18 protein-coding genes and 1 pseudogene are annotated in these 21,859 nt (G+C 68.9%); 6 read left to right on the plus strand and 13 right to left on the minus strand.

From position 1 onward, the window contains the following. Position 1: 1 nt before the first annotated feature. The 7 genes from GHC57_RS07440 to phnG are packed head-to-tail and all read right to left on the minus strand — an operon-like array spanning position 2 to position 5,270. Entirely contained in the window at positions 2–622 is a 621-nt protein-coding gene (locus GHC57_RS07440) for a DapH/DapD/GlmU-related protein (protein ID WP_153342773.1), read from the minus strand. Then, positions 619–1,338 carry a phosphonate C-P lyase system protein PhnL gene (gene phnL, locus GHC57_RS07445; RefSeq protein ID WP_153342775.1) on the minus strand — a complete coding sequence of 240 codons (720 nt, stop codon included), beginning with the start codon at positions 1,336–1,338 and terminating at the stop codon, positions 619–621. Before phnL ends, GHC57_RS07440 begins: the two co-directional genes overlap by 4 nt. Next, positions 1,335–2,138 (minus strand): phosphonate C-P lyase system protein PhnK, encoded by an 804-nt coding sequence (phnK, locus tag GHC57_RS07450; RefSeq protein ID WP_153342777.1) that lies wholly within the window; start codon positions 2,136–2,138, stop codon positions 1,335–1,337. Before phnK ends, phnL begins: the two co-directional genes overlap by 4 nt. Continuing rightward, complete coding sequence (locus tag GHC57_RS07455; RefSeq protein ID WP_153342779.1) at positions 2,135–3,070, minus strand: alpha-D-ribose 1-methylphosphonate 5-phosphate C-P-lyase PhnJ; 936 nt, start codon at positions 3,068–3,070, stop codon at positions 2,135–2,137. Before GHC57_RS07455 ends, phnK begins: the two co-directional genes overlap by 4 nt. Next, positions 3,067–4,170 (minus strand): carbon-phosphorus lyase complex subunit, encoded by a 1,104-nt coding sequence (locus GHC57_RS07460; RefSeq protein WP_153342781.1) that lies wholly within the window; start codon positions 4,168–4,170, stop codon positions 3,067–3,069. Before GHC57_RS07460 ends, GHC57_RS07455 begins: the two co-directional genes overlap by 4 nt. A gap of 3 nt (positions 4,171–4,173) precedes the next feature. After that, a complete protein-coding gene (gene phnH, locus GHC57_RS07465) occupies positions 4,174–4,791 on the minus strand; it encodes a phosphonate C-P lyase system protein PhnH (protein WP_153342783.1) in 618 nt (205 codons plus the stop codon). After that, positions 4,791–5,270, minus strand: coding sequence for a phosphonate C-P lyase system protein PhnG (gene phnG / locus GHC57_RS07470; protein WP_153342785.1), 480 nt, complete (start codon positions 5,268–5,270; stop codon positions 4,791–4,793). Before phnG ends, phnH begins: the two co-directional genes overlap by 1 nt. Positions 5,271–5,659: 389 nt before the next feature. Here phnG and phnC point away from each other — a divergent pair, with 389 nt between their 5' ends. The 6 genes and pseudogenes from phnC (at position 5,660) to GHC57_RS07500 (ending at position 13,595) form a co-directional block, all read left to right on the plus strand. Continuing rightward, positions 5,660–6,478, plus strand: a complete 819-nt coding sequence (phnC, locus tag GHC57_RS07475) for a phosphonate ABC transporter ATP-binding protein (RefSeq protein ID WP_425500658.1) — start codon at positions 5,660–5,662, stop codon at positions 6,476–6,478. A gap of 95 nt (positions 6,479–6,573) precedes the next feature. Beyond that, entirely contained in the window at positions 6,574–7,509 is a 936-nt protein-coding gene (gene phnD, locus GHC57_RS07480; RefSeq protein WP_211369138.1) for a phosphonate ABC transporter substrate-binding protein, read from the plus strand. 277 nt (positions 7,510–7,786) lie between these two features. Beyond that, on the plus strand, positions 7,787–8,656 hold the full coding sequence (phnE, locus tag GHC57_RS07485) for a phosphonate ABC transporter, permease protein PhnE (protein WP_153342789.1): 870 nt from the start codon (positions 7,787–7,789) through the stop codon (positions 8,654–8,656). Beyond that, positions 8,653–10,023 (plus strand): phosphonate ABC transporter, permease protein PhnE, encoded by a 1,371-nt coding sequence (gene phnE / locus GHC57_RS07490; RefSeq protein WP_211369139.1) that lies wholly within the window; start codon positions 8,653–8,655, stop codon positions 10,021–10,023. The genes phnE (GHC57_RS07485) and phnE (GHC57_RS07490) overlap by 4 nt, the downstream gene beginning before the upstream one ends. Positions 10,024–10,110: 87 nt before the next feature. Beyond that, positions 10,111–10,413, plus strand: a pseudogene (locus GHC57_RS07495) (LysR substrate-binding domain-containing protein); the annotation flags it as partial. Between the two features lie 158 nt (positions 10,414–10,571). Further along, positions 10,572–13,595, plus strand: coding sequence for a UPF0149 family protein (locus tag GHC57_RS07500; RefSeq protein WP_153342791.1), 3,024 nt, complete (start codon positions 10,572–10,574; stop codon positions 13,593–13,595). A gap of 304 nt (positions 13,596–13,899) precedes the next feature. Here the strand turns inward: GHC57_RS07500 and GHC57_RS07505 are convergent, their stop codons facing one another. From GHC57_RS07505 to GHC57_RS07530, 6 genes are all read right to left on the minus strand, one after another. Next, the gene (locus GHC57_RS07505; protein WP_153342793.1) at positions 13,900–15,090 is read right to left on the minus strand and encodes a glycosyltransferase family 4 protein; all 1,191 of its coding nucleotides are present in this window, start codon (positions 15,088–15,090) and stop codon (positions 13,900–13,902) included. A gap of 10 nt (positions 15,091–15,100) precedes the next feature. Further along, positions 15,101–16,774, minus strand: coding sequence for an O-antigen ligase family protein (locus tag GHC57_RS07510; RefSeq protein WP_153342795.1), 1,674 nt, complete (start codon positions 16,772–16,774; stop codon positions 15,101–15,103). Positions 16,775–16,859: 85 nt separating this feature from the next. Further along, positions 16,860–18,851 (minus strand): asparagine synthase (glutamine-hydrolyzing), encoded by a 1,992-nt coding sequence (gene asnB / locus GHC57_RS07515; RefSeq protein ID WP_153342797.1) that lies wholly within the window; start codon positions 18,849–18,851, stop codon positions 16,860–16,862. Continuing rightward, a complete protein-coding gene (locus tag GHC57_RS07520; RefSeq protein WP_153342799.1) occupies positions 18,851–19,849 on the minus strand; it encodes a GDP-mannose 4,6-dehydratase in 999 nt (332 codons plus the stop codon). Before GHC57_RS07520 ends, asnB begins: the two co-directional genes overlap by 1 nt. Beyond that, on the minus strand, positions 19,846–20,997 hold the full coding sequence (locus GHC57_RS07525) for a glycosyltransferase family 4 protein (protein ID WP_153342801.1): 1,152 nt from the start codon (positions 20,995–20,997) through the stop codon (positions 19,846–19,848). Before GHC57_RS07525 ends, GHC57_RS07520 begins: the two co-directional genes overlap by 4 nt. Further along, positions 20,990–21,859 carry a methyltransferase domain-containing protein gene (locus GHC57_RS07530; RefSeq protein WP_153342803.1) on the minus strand — a complete coding sequence of 290 codons (870 nt, stop codon included), beginning with the start codon at positions 21,857–21,859 and terminating at the stop codon, positions 20,990–20,992. Before GHC57_RS07530 ends, GHC57_RS07525 begins: the two co-directional genes overlap by 8 nt.

Raw genomic sequence — 21,859 nt, forward strand, 5'->3', positions numbered from 1 at the left:
CTCAGCCCGGATCGTAGCGGGCGCAGAAGGCCTCGATGTCCAGCGTCCGGAAGTCTTCCAGGCGCGCCGTCAGCGTGTCGTGATCCCAGTCCCACCAGCGGAGCCGCCCGAGCGCGGCGACGATCTCCGGCGCAAAGCGCTCGCGGATCGGTTTCGCCGGCACCCCGGCCACGATGGTGTAGGGGGCCACGTCCCGGCTGACCACGGCGCCCGCGGCCACCACCGCGCCGTCGCCGATGGTCACGCCCGGCAGCACGATGGCGCCGTGGCCGATCCAGACATCATGACCGACGGTCACGGGACTGGCGCGACGCCAGTCGAAGACCGCCGGATCGTCCGGACCCATGCCGAACTGGGACGCGCGATAGGTGAAGTGGTGCTGGCTGGCCCGCGCCATGGGATGGTTGCCGGGGTTCAGCCGGGTATGCGCGGCGATGGACGCGAACCTGCCGATGGTCGTGGAGATCACCTCGCTGTCGTTACAGACATAGCTGTAATCCCCCAGCGTCGTCTCGGTCAGGCTGACGCGGGCCTGCACCTCGGTCCAGCGCCCCAGGACGCAGTCGGTCACGGTCGCGGTCGGGTCGAGGGTGGGAGCTTCGGACAGCATGCGGGCAGTCATGAGCAGGTGTCTCGCGCGGTCAGCGTGAAGAGGCGCGCGTCCAGCGCCTCGCGCACCGCCGGATCGTGAAAGATTCCGACAAGGGCGGCGCCGGCGGCGCATGCCTCGGCGATCAGCGCCACGACAATATCGCGGTTGGCCAGGTCCAGCGAGGCCGTGGGCTCGTCCAGCAGCAGGATGGGACGGGGCGCGACGAACCCACGGGCGACGTTGACGCGCTGTTGTTCACCGCCGGAGAAGGTCGCCGGGGCCAGCGGCCACAGCCGCTCCGGGATGTTGAGGCGGCTCAGCAGGGCGCCGGCGCGGGCGCGGGCGGCCCCGACCTCCTCGCCCAGGGCGACCAGCGGTTCGGCCACCACATCCAGGGTGGGCACGCGCGGAATGACGCGCAGGAACTGGCTGACGTGGCCCAGCGTGCGGCGGCGCAGGGCCAGGGCCGCGCGCGGCGGCGCGCTCGCCAGATCCACCCAGTCGTCCTCGGCCTCACCGTGGCGCACCATGACCCGGCCGGCATCGGGCCGATAGTTGGCATACAGGGTGCGCAGCAGCGTGGACTTGCCGGCCCCGGACGGACCGTGAAGCGCCACCACCTCGCCGGCATGGACGGTCAGGGAAACGTTCCGGAACACGGGGATTTCGGCCCCGCCCTGGGTGTGCAGGACGAAGGTCTTGGCCAGGCCCTCGGCCCGGATCATGGCGCGTTCGGGGCCGGTCATGCCTGCAACACCGACGAGACGAGAAGCTGGGTATAGGGATGATGCGGATCGTCCAGAACCTGGTCGGTCAGGCCGTGTTCGACCACCCGGCCGTCCTTCATGACCATCAGCCGGTGCGCCAGAAGCCGCGCCACCGCCAGGTCATGGGTGACGATGACGGCGGCCAGCCCCAGGCGGGTGACCAGATCGCGCAGCAGGTCGAGCAAGCGCGCCTGAACCGAGACGTCCAGCCCGCCCGTGGGCTCGTCCATGAACACCAGACGCGGACCGCTGACCAGAACGCGCGCCAGTTGAAGGCGCTGGCGCATGCCGCCGGAAAAGGTCGTCGGGCGGTCGTCCAGGCGGTCGGACTCGATCTCCACCCGCGCCAGCCAGTCGGCGGCGTCGGCGCGGATGCGGCCGTAATGGCGCGCCCCCAGCGCCATCGGGCGTTCGCCGATGTTGGCCCCGGCGGACACCCCCATGCGCAGGCCGTCGCGCGGGTCCTGATGGACATAGCCCCAGTCGGTGCGCATCAACAGGCGGCGTCGGCCCTCCGGCAGGGCATGCACGTCCAGGGCCTGGCCGCCCTCTGCGGGGCGATAGAGGACGGTTCCGGCATCCGGGGTCAGGCCGCCGGACAGGCAGCGCAACAGCGTGGTCTTGCCCGATCCGGATTCCCCCACCACACCCAGCACCTCGCCGGCATACAGGTCGAAGGAGATGTCCGCGCACGCCGGCCGCGCCCCGAACGCCTTGCCCAGCCCGGCGACGGTCAGAAGCGGCGGGTCTGCCTCCGTCATCAGGGCGGCCGCGCTCATGCCGGGTCCTCCGACGCGTGTTCGCGGGCGACCTGCTCCATGGTGTCCGCCAGGGCCTCGCCGGCGGCGCTGGCGGCGGCCGGTCCCTGGTGGCCGTCGGCGCGCCGGCCGGCGCAATAGTCGCTGTCCGAACACACGAACAGGCGCCCGCCGATGTCGTCGGTCACGACCTCGTCGAGATAGCTGTCATCGGCGCCGCACAGGTCGCAGACCCGGTCCCACCCCTGCACCTCGAACGGGTGATCCTCGAAATCCAGGCTGACGACGCTGGTATGCGGCGGCACCGCGTAGATGCGCTTTTCGCGCCCCGCGCCGAAAAGCTGAAGAAACGGCGCGTCGTGCATTTTGGGGTTGTCGAACTTGGGGATCGGCGAGGGCGCCATGACATGGCGGCCGTTGACCATGACCGGATAGTCATAGGATGTCGCCACGCGACCATAATGCGCGATGTCCTCGTACAGCTTGACATGCATGACGCCGTAATCCGCCAGCGCGTGCATGCGGCGGGTTTCGGTCTCGCGCGGCTCCATGAAGCGCAGCGGCTCCGGGATGGGCACCTGATAGACCAGGATCTGGCCGGGGCCGAGCGGCGTTTCGGGAATACGGTGGCGGGTCTGGATCAGGGTCGCCTCGCGCGTGCGCTCGGTGGTGCGCACGCCGGCCACGCGGCGGAAGAAGCGGCGGATGGACACCGCGTTGGTGGTGTCGTCGGCGCCCTGGTCGATCACCTTCAGCACGTCTTCGGGCCCGATGATGCTGGCCGTGACCTGAATGCCGCCGGTGCCCCAGCCGTAGGGCAGCGGCATTTCGCGCCCGGCGAACGGCACCTGATAGCCCGGAATGGCCACCGCCTTCAGCAGCGCGCGGCGGATCATGCGCTTGGTCTGCTCGTCGAGATAGCCGAAGGTCACGCCGGCGTCGGGCTGGCTCATGAGGACGCTCCCTCGCCCGATGCGGCCCGGCGCATGCGCCTGACGGCATCCAGCTCGGCCTGGAAATCGACGTAGTGCGGCAACTTCAGGTGCTGCACGAAGCCGCTGGCCTCGACCACGTCCAGGTGGGACAGCACGAACTCTTCATCCTGGACCGGGGCCACGACGGCTTCGCCCAGATCGGGCGCGCGCAGGGCGCGGTCCACCAGGGCCATGGCCATGGCCTTGCGCTCGGCAAAACCGAACACCAGCCCATAACCGCGCGTGAACTGGGGCGGCGCGGTCCGGCTGCCCTGGAACTGGTTGACCATCTGGCATTCGGTCACGGTGACGACGCCGATGGTGACGGGAAAGCCCAGGTCCTCGGGGATGATCTCGACCTCGACGGTCCCCATGCGGATCTCGCCGGCGAAGGGATGGGTGGTGCCGTGGCCGCGCTGACTGGAATAGGCCAGCGACAACAAAAAGCCCTCGTCACCGCGCGCCAGCGCCTGAAGCCGCAGGGCGCGCCCGGCGGGAAAGGTCAACGGCGCGCGCGTCAGATCCGGCACCGGCGCGTCGGGATCGGGGTCGTCGGCATCGGTTTCGGGTTCGATCAGGCCGTCGGTGTCCAGAATGTCCGCGATCCGCGGCATGGCCGCGTCCAGCGGCTCTTCCGCGGAGGGCGGGGGATTACTTGCGTCCTCGCCGTGCTCGGCGGCGAGCGCGAAGTCGATCAGGCGGTGCGTGTAGTCAAAGGTCGGCCCCAGCACCTGCCCGCCCGGCAGGTCCTTGAAGGTGGCCGAGACGCGCCGCTGCACCGCCATGGCGGCGGTGTCCAGCGGACGCGTGACAGCCAGCCGGGGCAGCGTGGTGCGATAGGCCCGCACCAGAAAGATGGCCTCGGCCACATCGCCCCAGGCCTGTTTCAGCGCCAGCGCGGCCAGATCGGGGTCATAGAGCGAGCCCTCGGCCATGATGCGCGCCACCGCCAGCGCCATCTGATCGCGGATCTGGGCCACCGTCAGCGCGGCCAGGTCGGGATCGCCCCGGCGCCGCGCGGCAAGCTGGGCGTGGGCGGCGTCGATGGCGGCCTCGCCGCCCTTGACCGCGACGTACATGGCTCAGTCCTCTCGCACGGTCACGGACCGGGGCAGCGCCGCCAGAGCGTGGGGCGCGCACAAAAAGATGTCGACGCCCTGGGGATGGAGTGCCGCGTTCTCTGCCCAGATGGCCGGAAAGGCGGCCGGCAGGCCCGCCACGGCCAGGCGTGTGCGGCCCTTGATCCCGGGGCCGGACAGCGTCCAGCCGGCATCGGCGCGCAGACCCGCCACCTGGACGATCAGGGTCGCGCCCTGGTCGGGGTATTCGGCCGCACCGATGGGAAACGCCGAGAGGTCATCCAGCGCGGAGGCGTCCCCGACCAGGGCGAAGGCGGCCTCGTCCGGCGTGGCAACGAGCGGGCATCCGGCGTGAAAGCGCAGCCAGTCCCGAACCGCCTGGGCCTCCAGAGCGGGGTCCAGCCAGACCGGCGTTTCAAGATCGAGCAGGGTGAGGGCCAGGGCGGCGGCCCAAGGCGTGAGCGGCGCCGGCGGGGTCAGGTCCACGGGCAGGGCCTGGATCGTGCCGGGACGCGACAGCGCCTCCAGTGCGGCGCGGAACAGCCGCTGGGCATCGAACACCGGATCGGCCAGGCCGGGCGCGGGCGCGGGCGCGGCGTTGGTGGCATGGCGTGTGTCCATCATTCGCCCCTGACCATGGTGAAGAAGTCCACCCGCGAGGCCGCAGCCTGGCGCGACTCGTCGCAGCGCCGCTCTTCAAGAAACGCCGCCAGGGGCTCGATCACCGCCTTCGTCAGTTCATCGCGGCGGGCCGGGTCCTGAAGCAGGGCATCGAACAGCGCCGCCAGTTCGGCGTGGCGGCTGGCGCGCCCGGCGACCGCGCCGTGGCCGACGCGGGTCGCCCCGTCGGCGCCGTCGATGGCCACGGCGCAGCGGGTCAGCGTCATCTCACCCAGGTTGAATCGTGCGCCCGTGCCGCCGGCGCGGCCCGTCACCATGGCGGTGCCGATCTCGGGCGGGCGCGCCGTGCGGGGAACCGGCGGGTCTGACACGTCGCGCCAGGCGGCCTCCAGGCGGTCCACGGGCGCAAGGGAGAGCACCCGCATCCAGCGTTGCCGCGCGGCGGTGTCGGGGTCTGGGGACGGCGCGGCCGAGGCCATGGAGCGGACCTATCCTTCATTCCGGCGCAGACCCCGTTCGGGATCGCGAGACCAATTGTATAGACGACTAGATCACTAGATTACACGACGGATGCCGGCGCTCCGGTCAGGACGGGCCGGAGACCATATCGCTGATCCAGCGGGTACACGGCGGGTCCCCCTTGGTCAAAGCAAATAGCGTGACAGATTTATTGATGTTTTGTGACAGCCTGTGACTGGCCTGACCCGGCCCAGCACGAGTCCGAGCCTGTGTTTCACTTCCGTTAATTTTTGGCGGGTGCCCGAATCTGTCTTCGCCCACCCCGCGCCCCTTGATAGGGTCCGGGCCGTTCACCCGTTCGGCCCAGGGCACGACGGGATCCAGCGACCGCAAGGGATACGCCATGCAGGTGACCGGCCTGACGAAGCGCTTCGGCAGCGTCACCGCCGTCAAGGCGGCCACGTTCTCGGTGCCCACGCCGCAGATGGTGGGCATCATCGGTCGGTCCGGGGCCGGCAAGTCCACGCTGCTGCGCATGATCAACCACCTGACCCCGGCGACCGAGGGGCGCATCGTGATCGACGGCCGCGACGTCCTGTCCCTGCGCGGCCGCGCCCGCCACGACTGGCAGCGCGACTGCGCCATGATCTTCCAGCAGTTCAACCTGGTGCCGCGTCTGGACGTGCTGACCAACGTCATGCTGGGGCGCCTGAACCGACATGGCACCGTGCGCAGCCTGCTGAAAATGTTCAGCCGCGAGGACATTGCCCGCGCCCTGCGCGCCCTGGAGCGCCTTGGCATCGCCGAGCAGGCCATGCAGCGCGCCGAGGAGCTGTCCGGCGGGCAGCAACAGCGCGTCGCCATCGCCCGCGCGCTGACCCAGGACCCGCGCATGATTCTGGCCGACGAGCCGATCGCCTCGCTCGACCCCATGAGCGCCCAGATCGTCATGTCGTCCCTGCGCGAGATTCACGAGCGCGACGGCCTGACCGTGATCTGCAACCTGCACACCCTGGACACCGCCCGCACCTACTGCGACCGCGTCATCGGCATGCGGGCCGGCGAAATCGTCTTCGACGGTCCCGCCAGCGCGGTCACCACCGACGTCGCGCGCGAAATCTATGGCGCCGACGAGTCGTTCGATGAGGGAGTCACCTCCACCTCGCTGGACGACGTGCCCCGCGCCGAAGCCGAGGCCTACCTTCGGCCGGTGCAGGCCTCCGCCTGATCCTGATCCGACGGCCCCGGGCACCCCGCCCGGGGCCGTTTCCCGTCAGACCCGCCCCACACGACCACCCTTCGCATGTCTCAAGGAGGACACCCGTGACCCTCTCCCTGTCGCTCAAGACCGTCGCTGTCTCCGCCGCCGCGCTGACGGCCGCGACCGCCTTCATTCCCGCCGCCCAGGCCCAGGACGCGTCCATCGACGAGTTCCGCATCGGCATTCTGGGGGGTGAGAACGCCTCCGACCGCCTGCGCTCCAACGAGTGCCTGCGCACCAAGGTCGAAGAGCTGCTGGGCGTCGAGACCAAGCTGTTCGCCCCGGCCGACTACAACGGCGTCATCGAAGGCCTGATCGGCGGCAACCTGGACCTGGCCTGGCTGGGCGCCTCCGGCTACGCCAAGGTCTACCTGGAAGACCCCGACGTCGTTGAGCCTGTCCTGGTCAAGATCAACGTCGACGGCAGCTACGGCTATCACTCCATCGGCTTTGCCCGCGCCGACAGCGGCATTGCCTCGCTGGAGGACATGGACGGCAAGGTGTTCGCCTTCGGCGACCCGAACTCCACCTCCGGCTATCTCATCCCGTCCATCGAGATCCCCCAGAAGGGCTACAGCATGGAGCCGGGCGATTACTTCGGCGACGTGGTCTTCTCCGGCGGTCACGAACAGACCATCGTCGGCGTCTACAACGGCGACTATGACGGCGGCGTGACCTGGGCCGATGGCCTGGGCGAGTGGGAAGACGGCTTCAACTCCGGCGCCTTCCGCAAGGCCGTCGACGCCGGTCTGGTGGACATGACCGAGCTGGTCGAGATCTGGCGCTCCAACGTCATTCCCGAAGGTCCCATCGTGCTGCGCCAGGCGCTGCCGGAAGACGTCAAGCTGAAGGTGACCGGCCTGATCGCCAGCCTGGAGTCGATGGACCCCGAGTGCGCGTACTCCTTCATGGCCGGCGAGATCAAGGGCATCGCGCCGATCACGCATGAGGCCTATGTCAGCGTCATCGAGGCCCGCAAGGTCAAGATGGGCGACTGAGGAACGTCTTCGTCGGTCGGTCCGTGTCCTGATGGATCGGGATACGGGCCGGCCGGCATGGCGCCCCGCTCCTTTTTCGGATCGCGATTCGGTGACTCCCTCCCCTGGAAGGGGAGGGTTGGGGTGGGGTTGATGCGCCAAAACGCCAAGGACCCGGTCTTCGAGACTCCCCCCTCCCAGCCTCCCCCCTCCGGGGGGAGGGGCTGGGCTGCCATCTCCCGTCAGGGCTGACTCAACAGGGATGGCACAGCCGCGCTCAAAGGACCCCACCGCCGCCATGAGTTCCCCCGCCATCAACCTGGGCCAGCATGCCGACATCGTCGCCATGGAACAGCGCCGGCGCGTCTATTCGCTGCTGACGGTGCTGATCGTGGCCGCCATCCTGGCCGGGGGCTATACCCAGGCGGAGACCATGAACTCCGGCGGCTTCGTCCGGGGCATGATGCAGTTCCTGGACTATCCCGGCGACATCGTCGAGGAGGCCTGGGCCAGCGGCTGGGCCTTCTGGGGGATCGCCTGGGGCTTCATGCCGGCCCTGATCGAAACGCTCAACATCGCCGCGACGGCCACCATTCTGGGCGGCCTGCTGGCGATGGTGTTCGCCTTTCTCAGCACCCGCAACCTGGATGTCTGGCCGCCCCTGATCCCCGTCTCGCGCCGCCTGATGGATGTCATGCGCGCCTTTCCGGAACTGATCCTGGCCCTGTTCCTGATCTTTGTGCTGGGCGCCAGTTCGGTGCCGGCCATGATCGCCATCGCCGTTCACACCATCGGCGCGCTCGGCAAGCTGTTTTCCGAGGTCAACGAGAACGTGGACCGCCGCCCCATCGAGGGCCTTCAGGCGGTCGGCGCCGGCTGGCTGCAACGCATGCGCTTCGGCGTGCTGCCGCAGGTGCTGCCGAACTACACCAGCTATTTTCTGATGCGCTTCGAGATCAACGTGCGCGCCTCGGCCATCCTGGGCTTCGTCGGAGCCGGCGGCCTGGGCGCGGAACTGCGCCGCACCATCGGTTGGGGCAGCGGCGAGGAAACCGCCGCGCTCCTGCTGCTGCTGTTCGCCTCCATCATGGTCATCGATCAGTTTTCCGGGGTTGTGCGGCGCAGTTTGGTCTCGGGCACGCTTCTGACCCAGAGGACGGTGGCATGAGCGACGCCGCGACAGCCTGTGCCACCGATGAAACCCTCATGGAACGGCACGCCGCCGCCGTGCGCCGTGTTCGCCTGGGCAGCCGCGCCGGTCTGGTCGCCCTGGGGCTGGTGCTGCTCTATCTGGTCTATGCCTGGTTCGCCTTCGACATTCCGCATCTGATCCGCACCGCCGAGCCGCAGCGCGCCGTGCTGCTGGCGACCGATTCCGTGGCCCACAAGGTCCATGTCACCAAAAGCCTGCGCAATCCCGGCTTCGAGGTCGCGGTCGAGGGCGAGCGGACGGCCACCTACGAGCACTTGCCGGACTGGGTCCGGGCCGACGCGGCCGGCGAGGACGTGTTCGTCGATCTGGGCGAAGGCCATACGGTGACCATCGACGGCCAAACCCTGACCCTGACCACACCCGAAAGCGGCCCCATCACGGTCACGGCCACCGACGACGGCGTGCGCATCGCGTACAGCGGCGAAAAGCCAGACTGGGTGCGCGAGGGCTATAACGTCCAGACCGACACCCTGGTCAAGTTCGATGCCCGTCCCACCATCGACCGGCGTGTGCAGGTCACGCGCTCCAAGATGGAGATCCATCGCTTCTTCCTGGGCTGGGAGCACTTTTTCTTTCCGTTCGGCTCCCAACTGCACGGCAAGTCGGTCGGGGAACTGGTGGACCTGGCGTTTTCCGCGCCCCGTCTCGACCCGGATCAATCCAATCTTGCGCTGATGGCCGAGACCATCTGGACCAACAGGGAATGGCAACACCGCGCCGTCGCCATCGCCCTGCTTGAAACCGTGCTGATGGCCGTGCTGGGGACCTTGACCGCTGCGCTGGTCGCGTTGCCGCTGGCCTTCGCGGCGGCGCGGACCTTCAACCGCATCGGCCCCGTGCGCTTTGCCCTGCGCCGCCTGTTCGACTTCCTGCGCGGCATCGACATGCTGATCTGGTCGTTGATCTTCATCCGGGCCTTCGGGCTGGGACCGCTGACCGGCGCTCTGGCCATTGCATTTACCGACACGGGCACGCTCGGAAAGCTGTTTTCCGAGGCGCTGGAGAACATCGACAAAAAGCAGATCGAGGGCGTCCAGGCCACCGGCGCCAACCGATGGCAGCGCTATCGCTTCGGGGTCATTCCGCAGATCCTGCCGGTGTTCGTCTCGCAGGGGCTGTACTATCTGGAATCCAACATGCGGTCGGCCACCGTCATCGGCGCGTTGGGGGCCGGCGGCATCGGGCTGATGCTGGTGGAGACCATGCGCACCTCCCGCGACTGGGAGAACACGCTCTACATCATCATCCTGACCATTCTGCTCGTGGTGTCGATGGATGCGCTGTCGAGCTGGCTGCGCCGCCGCCTGATCCTGGGGCGGTAGCGGTCTGCGCCTTGGTGGTGTCGCCGGGACAAGCGGGCGCCATCCGCGTTCGGCGATGGATCCGAGCCGCCTGAACGCGAGGCATCCGGCCGTATCCGCCTTTCGGCCGACCCGAGGACAGCGCATTCCCTGCTGGCCCCGGTCTTGGCCGAGTTCGCCGCGCTTTTTCCCGAGATCGAGATCGAATTGCGCCTTGCCTGCACACTCGACTTGATCACCCGAAACGAAACGGACGTCTCGATCCGCCACGCCGCCGCGATCGAGAACGATGCGGTCGGCCGGAATCTCTTTCCCTTGTCGATCGGCCCCTTGTCGATCGGCCCCTTGTCGATCGGCGTGGTGGCCGACGTCAACGGCCGGCTGAACCGGACCCCCCCCCGCGGGCCGTGACGCTCTGGCGGCTTTGGTCGCCAAAACGTCACCGGCCCACACCTGATCCCGTCTCGACCCGCTTGAAGGCCCCTGAGTGAGCCGTTAGCGTTTCACGGGTCTCAAGGCGGCGCGCGCGCCGACCAGATCGCCCGGTTTCTCAAGAGGATGGACAGCGCATGCCCGGCATCGTTCAGCTCAAGATCACCTTGCGCGACGTCAAGCCCCCGGTCTGGCGCCGAGTGCAGATGTCTGAAGACGCCAGTCTCAGCGACCTTCACGATGTCATTCAGGCGGCCATGGGGTGGGACAATGCCCACCTGCACATGTTCGAGGTCGGCGATCAGCGGTACACCGATGATCCCGTTCTTCGGGAAGAAGGGACTTGGGACGGCCGCGTGCAGGATGGGGCCCGCTGCACCCTCAAGAAAATCATGAAAAAGGGATGCAAGTCGGTCTCCTACACCTATGATTTTGGTGATGACTGGCGTCACAAGATCGATATTGAAAAGCGGCTCGATGCCGAACCCGGCGTGGAGTATCCCAGGGTCGTGAAAGGGAAGGGCGCCTGCCCGCCGGAAGACATCGGCGGCGCCCCCGGATACGACATGTTTCGGACCATCGTGGCCGACCCCGCACACCCCCAGCATGACGAGATGGTGGAATGGTTTGGCTACGACGCCGATTTTGACGCCCAGGCCTTTGATCTGGCCGCGACCGATCTGCGGCTGGAACCGCTCCGGGCGGGCGTCCGCAAGGACGCCAGCGGCCGGGCGACGAAGACGCCCGAGTCCGGCGCCATGACGGAGAGACCCAACATGACCGCCGATGCGGACGACGGCGACGGCTTCATCGCGGCCGCGCTGGCATCCTTGCGCGACGGGGCAGCCGGCGGCGTGGCTCAACAGCAGGCGATCCGGGCTCTGATGGCGCATCCCTCGGCCGCCGGTGGCCTCGTCCGCCGACTCCTGACCTCAGGTGACCCGGACCCGGCCGTGTTGCGCCTTATTGAAATGGTGCTGTACGAGGCCCGCCTGGACATGGAGGGCAACGGGAGACATGGCCGGCCCTGTCTCGACCGGATCGAGGCCGCGATCGGGGCGGTGGTGAAGGTCGAGGACGGCCTGTCGATCTCCGGCGTTCTCGGTCTGGTCCGCGCCTATGTGCAGGCCGACCTGTCCCCGCCCGATGGGCTGAGCGCCCTGGCCGTCTCGGAAGCGGACGACGTTGACCCGGATGATCGGGTGGCGATGGAACAGGCCATGCAAGAGGCGGTCGGAAACGTGCTGGCGGAGGTTGAAAGCCCGGAGGCCCTCCGCGACGTCTTTCGGGAGCTGCTGGCCGGCTTTCCCGACGAGGCCAGGGGCGAACTGGCCGCCATGATCGCGGGACGGTCCGAGGACAGCATCCCCAAACTGTGCCTGTACTGGCTGCTTGATCCGTTGGCGGATGTCCGGCTTGCGGCGGCCGTCGCGTTACGTGACCGCATGGCCCGGACGCCGTTGGACCGATCCATGATGGGCCTTCTGATCGCCGCGCGCCGCTGGATGCCGGCCGACGCGGCGCGCGATGCGGTCGATCAGACCATTTCGGCCGGTCGGGGCGGGCTTGTCGCGGTGGATGCCGACATGAGGCCCCGGTCCGTGTCGGAGGGCGCCCCGGTCATCGAGGAACTCGCGACCTCGATTCCGGACGGAGCGGGCGCGCAGCAGTTCGGGATTCTGGTGCGCCGTGGGCAAGGCCTCGCCCTGGCCATGGTGCTGACCAAGGCGGGGTTCGGGGTCAAGGATGCCTTCGTGATCGAAGGCGACCCCGAGGAAACCCGCGCGATGTTCGATGCGCTGCGGGCCGAGGCCAATGCGTCGGTTGATCTCGCCACCCTGACCGTGATGATCGGGGCCGCGCTGGGCGAGGGTCAGGCCCTGGGCCATCCCCCCGCCCCCGGTCTGCTGGACGTCCTGGATCTTCTTGCGCTCGACCCCATTGATCCGCTGTCGGCCGCGCCGGAAGACTGGGCCGCCAGGGCCGATCCCGATGGCGTGGTGGCCAAGGCCAGTGCGCAAAAGCGCGGTCGGCTGGTCAACGAAAGCGAAGACTGGCGGGTGACGCAGCCATTGGCCGCCGGCTGGTTCGAGACCGATGCCGACATGCGAAGCCGGATCGACGAGTCGCGCACGGAGACGGAGGCCCGGAGGGCCGTGCTGTCCTGCGTTGAGAGGCGGCGCGCGTTCTGGGCCATTCAGAGCTTCAAGGGGGCCATGATCCTGGCCGCCGACAACCAACCCCGATTGGCGCAATCCTTTACTGCCGTCGGCCTGGCCCTGATGGATGGGCGTCCCCTGACCAAAATTCCCATCATGGAGTCCATCGTCGATGCCACGCTGGATTTCCATGAGGCCGATGGATTGGGTGAAGGTCTGGGCCTGGATGGTCCGGACCCGGATGACCTGCACCTGGATGGAATCGGCTTCGAGGGGGCGGACCTGGACGCCCCGGAACCGGATCGCCCCCGCGAGTCGACCCTGGCGGACCTGATGGACATCCTGGGGAGCGGTGCACTGGCCCCGCCCGACCTGGCTGCCATTGACCGCCTGCAAGACTTCCTGGATGGCCCGAACTCTCCGGACAGCATCATGAGCCTGTCGGAACTCGACGGGTATCTGTTCTCGGTTGTCATTCCGGAACCGCCGCCTCCGATGCAAGCATGGCTGCCTGTCATCTGGGATGGGGACCAGCTTTCCGACGACAATCCGATGGAAACCGCCGATGCTCTGAGCACGATCCTGCGTCGTTTCAGCCAGATCCGGACCGGCCTGGAATCGAAGGACCCGGCACTTGGCGTGATCGTGTGGAGCGACACGGACGGAAAACGGCTGGTTTCGGACTGGTGCAGGGGGTTCCTGGAGGGCATGACGCTCTTCGAGCAGGAGTGGGGCCCCATCATCGCGAGCGCCCCCGAGGTGACAGCCTCCATCATGCTTGGCGTTGAGGGACCGGATTTCGACCAGCCGCCGGGACTCTCCGCGAAGCAGCTCGCCGAGGCGCGGGCGTCGCTGCCCGATCAGTTGCTCCCCATCGCCCGGACGCTTTGGGACCTCTCGCGTGGGTCAGCGGCGCCTGCCCGCACCGGACCGAAGGTGGGACGGAACGCCCCCTGTCCCTGTGGGTCCGGCAAGAAATACAAGAAATGCTGCATGCCGTGACGTCGCCCCGGGCGGAAGACGCGCCATCGGGGCAATATCACCGGACCCGCACGCGGGGCCACTATGACGGACAGCCTGCTGGTCGAGGACCGGGGCGCCGAGGATAGCTTCAGCGGCCTCTTTAGGATCAGCCGTGCCTTCTGACGTCACCGGGGTCGGGTGCCGCCTTTGCCCCCGCCCAGCCTCCCCATGGAATGGGGAGGCTGGGGAGGGGTTGTCTCGGGTGGCCGCTGCGGTCCGGAAACGACCCGACCCCGGTTTTCAGTGATGGCCCCGAAAAATACCCCTTGGCGTCGGGCGCGATTCAACGACGCGGGGCGGCTCCCAGCAGCTCGCGATAGATCGCTACGATCCGGTGGCCCACGGCCTCGGCGGACAGGTCGGTTTCCACCCGCCGGCGGCTCTCGGCGCCGTACCGCCGGCGCCGCTCGGCATCGCCGGCCAGGGCCGCCAGCGCCGCCGCCAGGGCGGCGGGATCGCCGGGCGGCACCAGATCGCCGTTTTCGCCGGGCCGCACGATCTCGCGGCACCCCGGCACATCGGTGGCCACGATTGGCCGCCCACAGGCGGCGGCCTCCAGCAGGCTCTTGGGGATGCCCTCGCCGCCCAGCGAGGGTTGCACGGCGAGATGGGCCCGGGCCCAGACCTCGCGCACATCCGCGACGTGGCCGAGCCAGGTGATGCCCGGGTCCTTGTCCCAGGACTCCAGGTCCGCCCGACTGATCGCGGCATGGCTTTCCGGGTCGGGAACGCCGGCCAGCAGCAGGTGCAGCGGGGCCCCTTGCCGCCGGGCCTCGCGCACCGCCGCCACGGCAACGGGCACGCCCTTGATGGTGAGCATCCGGCTGACCACCGCGCAGGTGACCGCCCCGGCCTCGGCGTCGGTCTCGGGCGGGGGCAGTGGGGCGAAGCGCCTGATGTCCACGCCCGAGCCCGGCACCAGCCGCGCCCGCGCGCGGGAAATGCCACGCCCCACCAGAAGCGACAGGTCGTCCGGGTTCTGCAGCACCACCCGACCGTTGGGGCGATCCACCAGCACCCGCAGGACCGCGCTCAGGATGGCGCGGATCACGCGCGCCCGGAGCGAGGTCGCTGTGAAGACATACCCCAGGCCCGTCAGCGCGTTGACCATGGCGGGCCGGCCGGCGAAGCGGGCGGCCAGAGAACCGAACACCACCGGCTTCAGGGCGACGTGATGGACGATGTCCGGGCGTTCCCGCCGGTACAGAGCCGCGATTTCGGCGATCGCCTTCAACTCAGCCGGGGCGCGGCTGCGGCGGCGCCATGACAGCGGATGCACGCGGAAGCCTTCCGCCTCGATGGCGGCGCGATGATCGGTCATGCGGGCGGCCACCGCCACGTCGAACCCCGCGTCCCGGGCGGCGCGGGCCATCGGCAGGCGATGGGACCAGAAGTACCAGTCCTCGGTCACGAGAAAGAGCAGCTTCGGCCGCCGGGGGCGGGACGGGATCGGGTCCTTGGAGGGCGCGGGCATGGAGGACGGCTCAGGCGGTTGGGGTGGCGGCGGCCGCCGGGTCCGGCGCGCGCGCGGTCCGCGCCACGGGCACGAGCGCAAGCGCCAGCCCCCATGCGGCCCAGAGAACGCCCTGGCGTCCCACATCCTGGGCCATCGGGGCGGCGGCGGCGACAACGGCGGCGGTCACGACCACCAGTACGATCCGCCGGTCCACAGTTCCGATGACGAAGGCGTAGACTCCGGCGCCCAGCGCCGCCGAGATCGGCAGCAGGAACGCGACCAGCCCGACCAGGCCCGTTTCCGCCGCCGTGGTCAGGTACCAGTTGTGGCTGCGGTTCGCGTCTGCCGTGAATGCGGTCATGCGGCCGGGGCCGTTGCCCATCACCGGCTTGATGGCCCAGAGCAGCGAGGCCGCCTGCCACAGCCGGACGCGCGCCTGATCCAGCGGCAGATCGTTGGTGAGCAGGATGAACTGATGGGCGACCATGCCTGGCATTCCCAGGCTGTCCAGCGGCAGGCCGGCGATGTCGGCGTCCGCGACATTCGAAACCGCGGCGATGATGTCGTCGTCCACGGTCATGGCGCGGAACCGTCTCAGGGTTTCTTCCTGCATCTCCCTTTGTTGCTGGACCGTTTCCTGGGCCTTCGCCGCGGCCTCGTCCGCGGTCATGTAGCGCCCGAAGTAGCTCAGAGGATCGTTCCGCTCGGAAAAGGAAACCACTTCCGATCCCCGCCCCTGGCCCGGGCAGGGCAGTTCCGACCAGACGAGGTGGTTGGCGGCGAAGCCGGTGGCCGTGATGACCCCGAGCGCCAGCACCGCCCAGCGGCCCCAGCCGGTGAGCATCCAGGCCACCGCCACGGGCAGCAGCAGGACCAGCCCGGTGCGCGAGCCCGTGAGCAGGACCGCCAGCGGCACCAGCGCCAGCAGCGCGACCAGACCGCTCTGAAACCCACGGCCGGCCCCGAACCCGAGCAGCAGCGCACTGCTCAAAAGGGCGAGAACGGCCAACTGGATCGAGAAAATATTCGGATCGCCGGACAGGCCGTAGATCCGGTAATGGGTGTGGAATCCGGCGAAGATCCCCTCGGGGATCGGGCAGAACACCGTGTTGTAGCCGGAAAACGCCGCGCTGAGCATTGCCACGGCCAGTCCGATGCACGCCGCCCCCGCCACGGCGCGCAGGTCCTGCGCCGTGCGGAACAGCAGCACGATCAGGATCGCATAGGCGCCGCCCACGCCGAGACCCAGCGTTTCCGCGATGCTCAGCTTGAGGGACCCGAACCCGAACTGGCCGAGGGCGCTGAACGTCGAGGCCAGCGCCGCGACCGCCGGGGCCAGACACACCACCACGACCAGACGCATGAACCCGCTGTCCCGCAGCCGCCGGAGCAGGAGGGGCAGCGCGCCCAGCATGGCCCCGACCATCAGATAATCCGACGGCGCCGACGTGATGCTGTGCGGGATGCCCAGATTGAGCGAGATCGGGATGCAGGCGATGGCGACCAGCACCGCCGGCCTGGGGCGCACCGCCGCGACGGCGGCCAGTCCGAGCACAAGGACCAGGAGCAGGTAACTCGTCAGGGTCTCCGTCCAGAGGTCCGGGACCAGTCGGATCAGGACCGACACACACAGGGTCGCGAGGAAGAGGGGGACGGACCACGCGTTGGCCGCGTCCGACGGCAGTCTGGGGATCGGGGTCACGGCGTTCTCATCCACTGGGTCGGCAAGTGCATCGGAGGAGCGGGCCTGGGGCGGGGTCGGTGTCGAGCCGAATGGACGCGCCCCATCATCCGGCCCGCCGGGCTGCGGGCGCCTGCCCCTGAGCGGGGGACGCCGGAAGGGAGCGGCGGCGCGCGGTCCAGGCCTGAAGCATCAGGATGCTCCACAGAACCGTCGCATGGTCGGCCTGACGGGTGCGGTGGTCCTCCCACAGGCGCGCGACGGCCGGCGCGTCGAAGATCCCGTCCGTGACCATCGACGGATCGGTCAGCATGGCGGTCGCCCAGTCGCACAGCGGGCCGCGCAGCCAGTCGTCCAGCGGGATCGAGAAGCCCATCTTGGGCCGTTCGAACATCGCCCGGGGCACGTGGCGCGCCAAGACCTCTCGCAGCAGCCACTTCCCCTGGCCACCACGCAGCTTCATGTGTTGGGGCAGGGACCAGACGAATTCGATCAGGCGGTGGTCCAGCAGCGGTTCGCGGGCCTCCAGCGAGACCGCCATGGAGGCGCGGTCCACCTTGGCCATGATGTCGTCCGGCAGGTAGCGTTCGGTGTCGTAGTACTGCATCCGCGCGATCAGATCCGGCAGCACGCGCCGCAACTCTGGATCGGGCGTCAGCCGCAGGCGCCCTTCGGCGTCCGGCACGAGCTTTTCCCGGTCCCGCCAGGCGGCGCTCAGCTCATCGTGCAGGCTGTCGTCGCCGGGCAGTGCGAGCAGGCCCCCCAGCCGCCGCGCCCGGCGGCCCAGGCGGGGCGGGCGCCGCTTGGCCGGGATCAGGCGCCCGATGCCGTCGATCAGGCCGGCGGGCGTCGCCTCAAGAATGTGCCCGGCGGCGCGCCGGACCGGGGCCGGCATGCCGGACATGCGGCGCCACACCTGATCGGCCACGATGTAGCGCGGATAGCCGGCGAACAGCTCGTCGCCGCCATCGCCCGACAGCGCGACGGTGACGTGGTCGCGCGTCATGGCGGACACCAGATAGGTCGGAATCTGGGAGCTGTCGGCAAACGGCTCGTCGAACAGGTCGGGCAGGCGCGGCACCACGTCCAGCGCGGTCTGCGCGTCCACATACAGTTCGGTGTGATCGGTCCCCAGGTGGCGGGCGACGGCCTTGGCGTGGACCGCTTCGTCGTAGCCCTCCTCGTGGAACCCGATCGAGAAGGTGCGGACCTTCTGGGTCCTCTGGGCCTGCATCAGGGCCACGACGGTCGAACTGTCGATGCCGCCCGACAGGAAGGCGCCCAGCGGCACGTCCGAGATCATGCGCCGCCCCACGGCGTCGGAGATCAGGGCCTCCAGGCGGTCGGTGGCCTCGGCGTCGCCGAGGGTGCGGGTGTCCCGGTCGGCCGGGGTCTGAAGCCGGTCCTTCAGGCGCCACCAGCGCTCGACCCGGGGTGGCCCGTCCTGGGACAGGACCAGCAGGCTGCCGGCGGGCAGTTTCTCCACGCCCTCATAGATCGACGCCGGCGCCGGGATGTAGCTGTAGCGGACCAGGGCGGCGGCGGCCTCGCGGTCGATGGCGGCGGAAAAGGCCGGATGAGCCTCCAGCGCCCGCAGTTCCGAGCCGAAGGTCAGCAGGCCGTCGGCCAGGCGCCAGTACAGCGGTTTCACGCCGATCCGGTCGCGGGCGAGGATCAACCGGCGCTCCTGCCGGTCCCAGATCGCCAGGGCGAACATGCCCCACAGGCGGGGCAGCGCCTCGGCCACGCCCCATTCCAGGACCGCCGCCAGGATCACCTCGGTGTCGGAGCCGCCGCGAAAGCTGTGGCCCTTGTCCGCCAGCTCGGCCCGCAGGTCCTGGAAGTTGTAGACCTCGCCGTTGTAGGTCATGACGTAGCGGCCGTCGGCCGACACCATCGGCTGATGGCCGAGTTCGCTGAGATCGATGATCGCCAGCCGGCGATGCCCGAGCCCGACGCCGGCGGCGGCATCGCACCAGAGCCCGTGTCCGTCCGGGCCCCGGTGGGCCAGGCTGTCGGTCATGGCCGCAACGACGCGCTCTGCCTCGTCCGGCGGCCGAGCACGGCGCGTGTCGAAGAAACCGGCAATGCCGCACATCAGGTGTGTCCCCTGCCTGTTGCCTGCGGTCGCATCTGCCCACCGGACCGCTCTGCGTCCGCCATCAATTGGACGACCTCCGGCATGAGGATCCGCGCGCGCCACCCCAGGTCGGTTTCCGCACGGGCAGGATCGCCTGCGGAATAGGCGATGTCGGCAGGGCGGTAAAGGTTTTCGTCGATCCGGACGTGCTCACGCCAGTCAAGACCGAACGCGGCAAAAGCCAACCGGACGAAATCTTCCAGCGAGTGGGTGTGTCCGGTCGCGATCACGTAGTCGTCGGGGGTATCGGTTTCGACCATGCGCCGGATCACCTCAACATATTCGGGCGCCCAGCCCCAATCGCGTTGGATGTTCAGGTTGCCGAGAACCAACGTCCGGGGGCCTTCTCCCCGGGCCATGGCGGCGGCGGCCTTGACGATCTTGCGGGTCACAAAACGTGGCGGCCGCAGCGGCGACTCGTGATTGAAGAGAATGCCGGAGGTGGCGAACAGGCCATAGGCTTCGCGGTAATTGGCCACCGCCCAGACGGCCGCGGCCTTCGCCGTCGCATAGGGGCTGCGGGGGCGGAACGCGGTTTTTTCGGTGGCGGCGTGGCTCAGCGTATTGCCGAAGGCTTCGCTGGAGCCCGCGTTGTAGAACCGGATGGAACTGTCGAGAAACCGAATGGCTTCCAGGATGTTGAGCGTCGCCGTCATCACGCTCTCCATCGTCTCGATCGGTTGGTTGAAGGACAGGCCGACCGAACTCTGACCGCTCAGGTTGAAGACGCAGCGGGGTTCGGTCGAGATCATCACCTGCATCACGCTGCGGAAATCGGCGGGATTCGCCGAGTGCAGCGTGACGCTGTCTCGGATGCCGAGAGCGTCCAGGTTGGCGAACGGCGACATCTCGGCGTCCCGCGAGGTCCCGGCGACCTCGTAGCCGTGGTCGATCAGATTCTTCGCCAGGTAGGCGCCATCCTGCCCGGAGATGCCGAAAATCAGAGCCTTCTTCAATGGTCTACACCTTTCCGCCGGGGGCCGATCCGCCGCAGGGCGAACGCGGCATCGGCGATGGTATCGCCGATCGGCCGCCAGTCGAGCTGAGTTGCGGCTGTTTCCAGCGCCCCGGCGGACAGCGCGGCATAGCGGGTGTCGTCTTCCAGGGCCCGCGTGACGGCGGCGGCGAAGGCTTCGGCGCCAGCCGCCGACGCGACGATCCCATCCCGCCCGTCCGTCACCTGTTCACGCAAGCCCGGCAACGGTGTCGCCACGCAGGGCATGGCGTCCGAGAAGGCCGTCGCGACAACCGCCGACTGGCTGGCCTCCCGATAGGGCAGCACCGCGAGGTCGGTGTCGGCGAAGATGTGCGGGATTTCGTCCTCGCCGATCCAGCGGTTCTCCAGGCGCACCCCGGACAGGCCGTCCAGCCGTCGGCGGTGGGGGGCCAGATCGCCGGACCCCCAGACCTCCAGGGTCAGACCCGGAAACCGTTTCTGAAGGGCTGGCAGCGCCTCCAGCATCAGGTCGAGTCCCTTGTACGGCAGGATCCGTCCGAAGAACAGCAGGCGGGGCGGGCGATCCTTGGGCAGCGTGCGCGGCGTGGTGCGGCCGGTGTACGCGAAGCTGCCCAGCGTCGATTTCCAGACGCGGTCCGGCGGAAAGGCATGGCTTGTCACCAACCCTTCGCCGACGGATCGGGTGAGGGTCACCGCGCCGTCCGCGCAGGCCACGTCGCGGCGCAGCAGCCACTGACGGAACCCCTGATCCTCGCCCGGGTGGCGATTGGCATCATGGACCGCCAGAAGGTAAAGCGCGCCGCGTCGGCCGATTTCGGGGGCCACGAAGGCGTCCCACAAGTGATCCATGGTGCAGAACACGACCTCGATTCGGTGCCGCGCGATATAGCGGCCCAGTTCCCGGCGGATCAGCGGCAGGCTCATCGACCGCAGGGCGAACTGGGGAAGGTTTGCATAGGTGTCGATGTGGTGCGCCGGCAGCCCCAGCGAGTCCGTGACGTCGAAGTACTCGGACTGACGCGACAGCGAAAGGTGGACCTCGACATCGTCCCGCGCCGCCAGGACACGGGCCAGTTCATGCGTGTAACGCGGGCCGCCGCCGCGACGGCCCCAATGCCACAGAAGAAGGCGAAGCGGATCAGGCATTCCCGAACTCCGAGGTCGGCCAGGCGAGGACGTCGAACTCGGCCAGGGTCAGGGCGTCGTCGCCGCGGTCCCGGAAGTCCTTGGCCAGCTTGCGCCGTGGGATCGGCGGCGCGGGCCAGCGGGTCTCGCCGAGGATCTCGTGGTCGAACCCGGCGGCCGTGAACGCCGCCAGGATCTCCGCCTGGCTCAGGCGGTTGGTGTAGAAGCCCGCCGACCGCCAGGCAGGGCTTTCCCACCGGGCATGGCTGAACCGAAGGTTGTTCAGGCCGCCGCCCAGGTGGTCGCGCAGGTCGATGGCGTGGGACATCATGCCGGTCGGTTTCAGGACCCGGCGCATCTCCCGCGCCATGGCGTCGAACTCGGCGCGGGGCACGTGTTCCAGCACCACCGAACTCCAGATCAGGTCCACCGAGGCGTCCGGCAGGCTTTGCAGCGAGGCCAGTCCCTGCGTCAGGTAGCGGGCGTTCAGCCGCTCCAGGATGGCCGCGAAGTCCCCCAGTCCCGCCAGCCCCAGGCGCGGCTCGCCCCGGGCGGCCAGACGGTCATCGAAACGATGGAACAGCGCGGGATCGCGGGTCGCGAAATCGCCGGCGTCGATCAGGATGCTGGCGCCCGCCCCGGAGGCCGCCGCCGCCGCCGCCGACAGAACAGAATCGCCGGGGCCCAGCTCGATGACCGTATAGCCGTCGGAGAGCCGCCCGCGCGCGGAGACGCGCGCGTGGTGCCGACGATAGGTCTCCAGCGCCTTCTCGGGGTCGTCCATGTCGCCGTGCCGGAACAGCCGCAGCCGGGACCACACGGCGTAGGCCAACGGCAGCCGCGACAGCATCAGCTTGGCCCCCAGCTTGGTCCACCAGGGCAA

Source organism: Roseospira navarrensis, assembly GCF_009601025.1.
Lineage (GTDB): Bacteria > Pseudomonadota > Alphaproteobacteria > Rhodospirillales > Rhodospirillaceae > Rhodospira > Rhodospira navarrensis.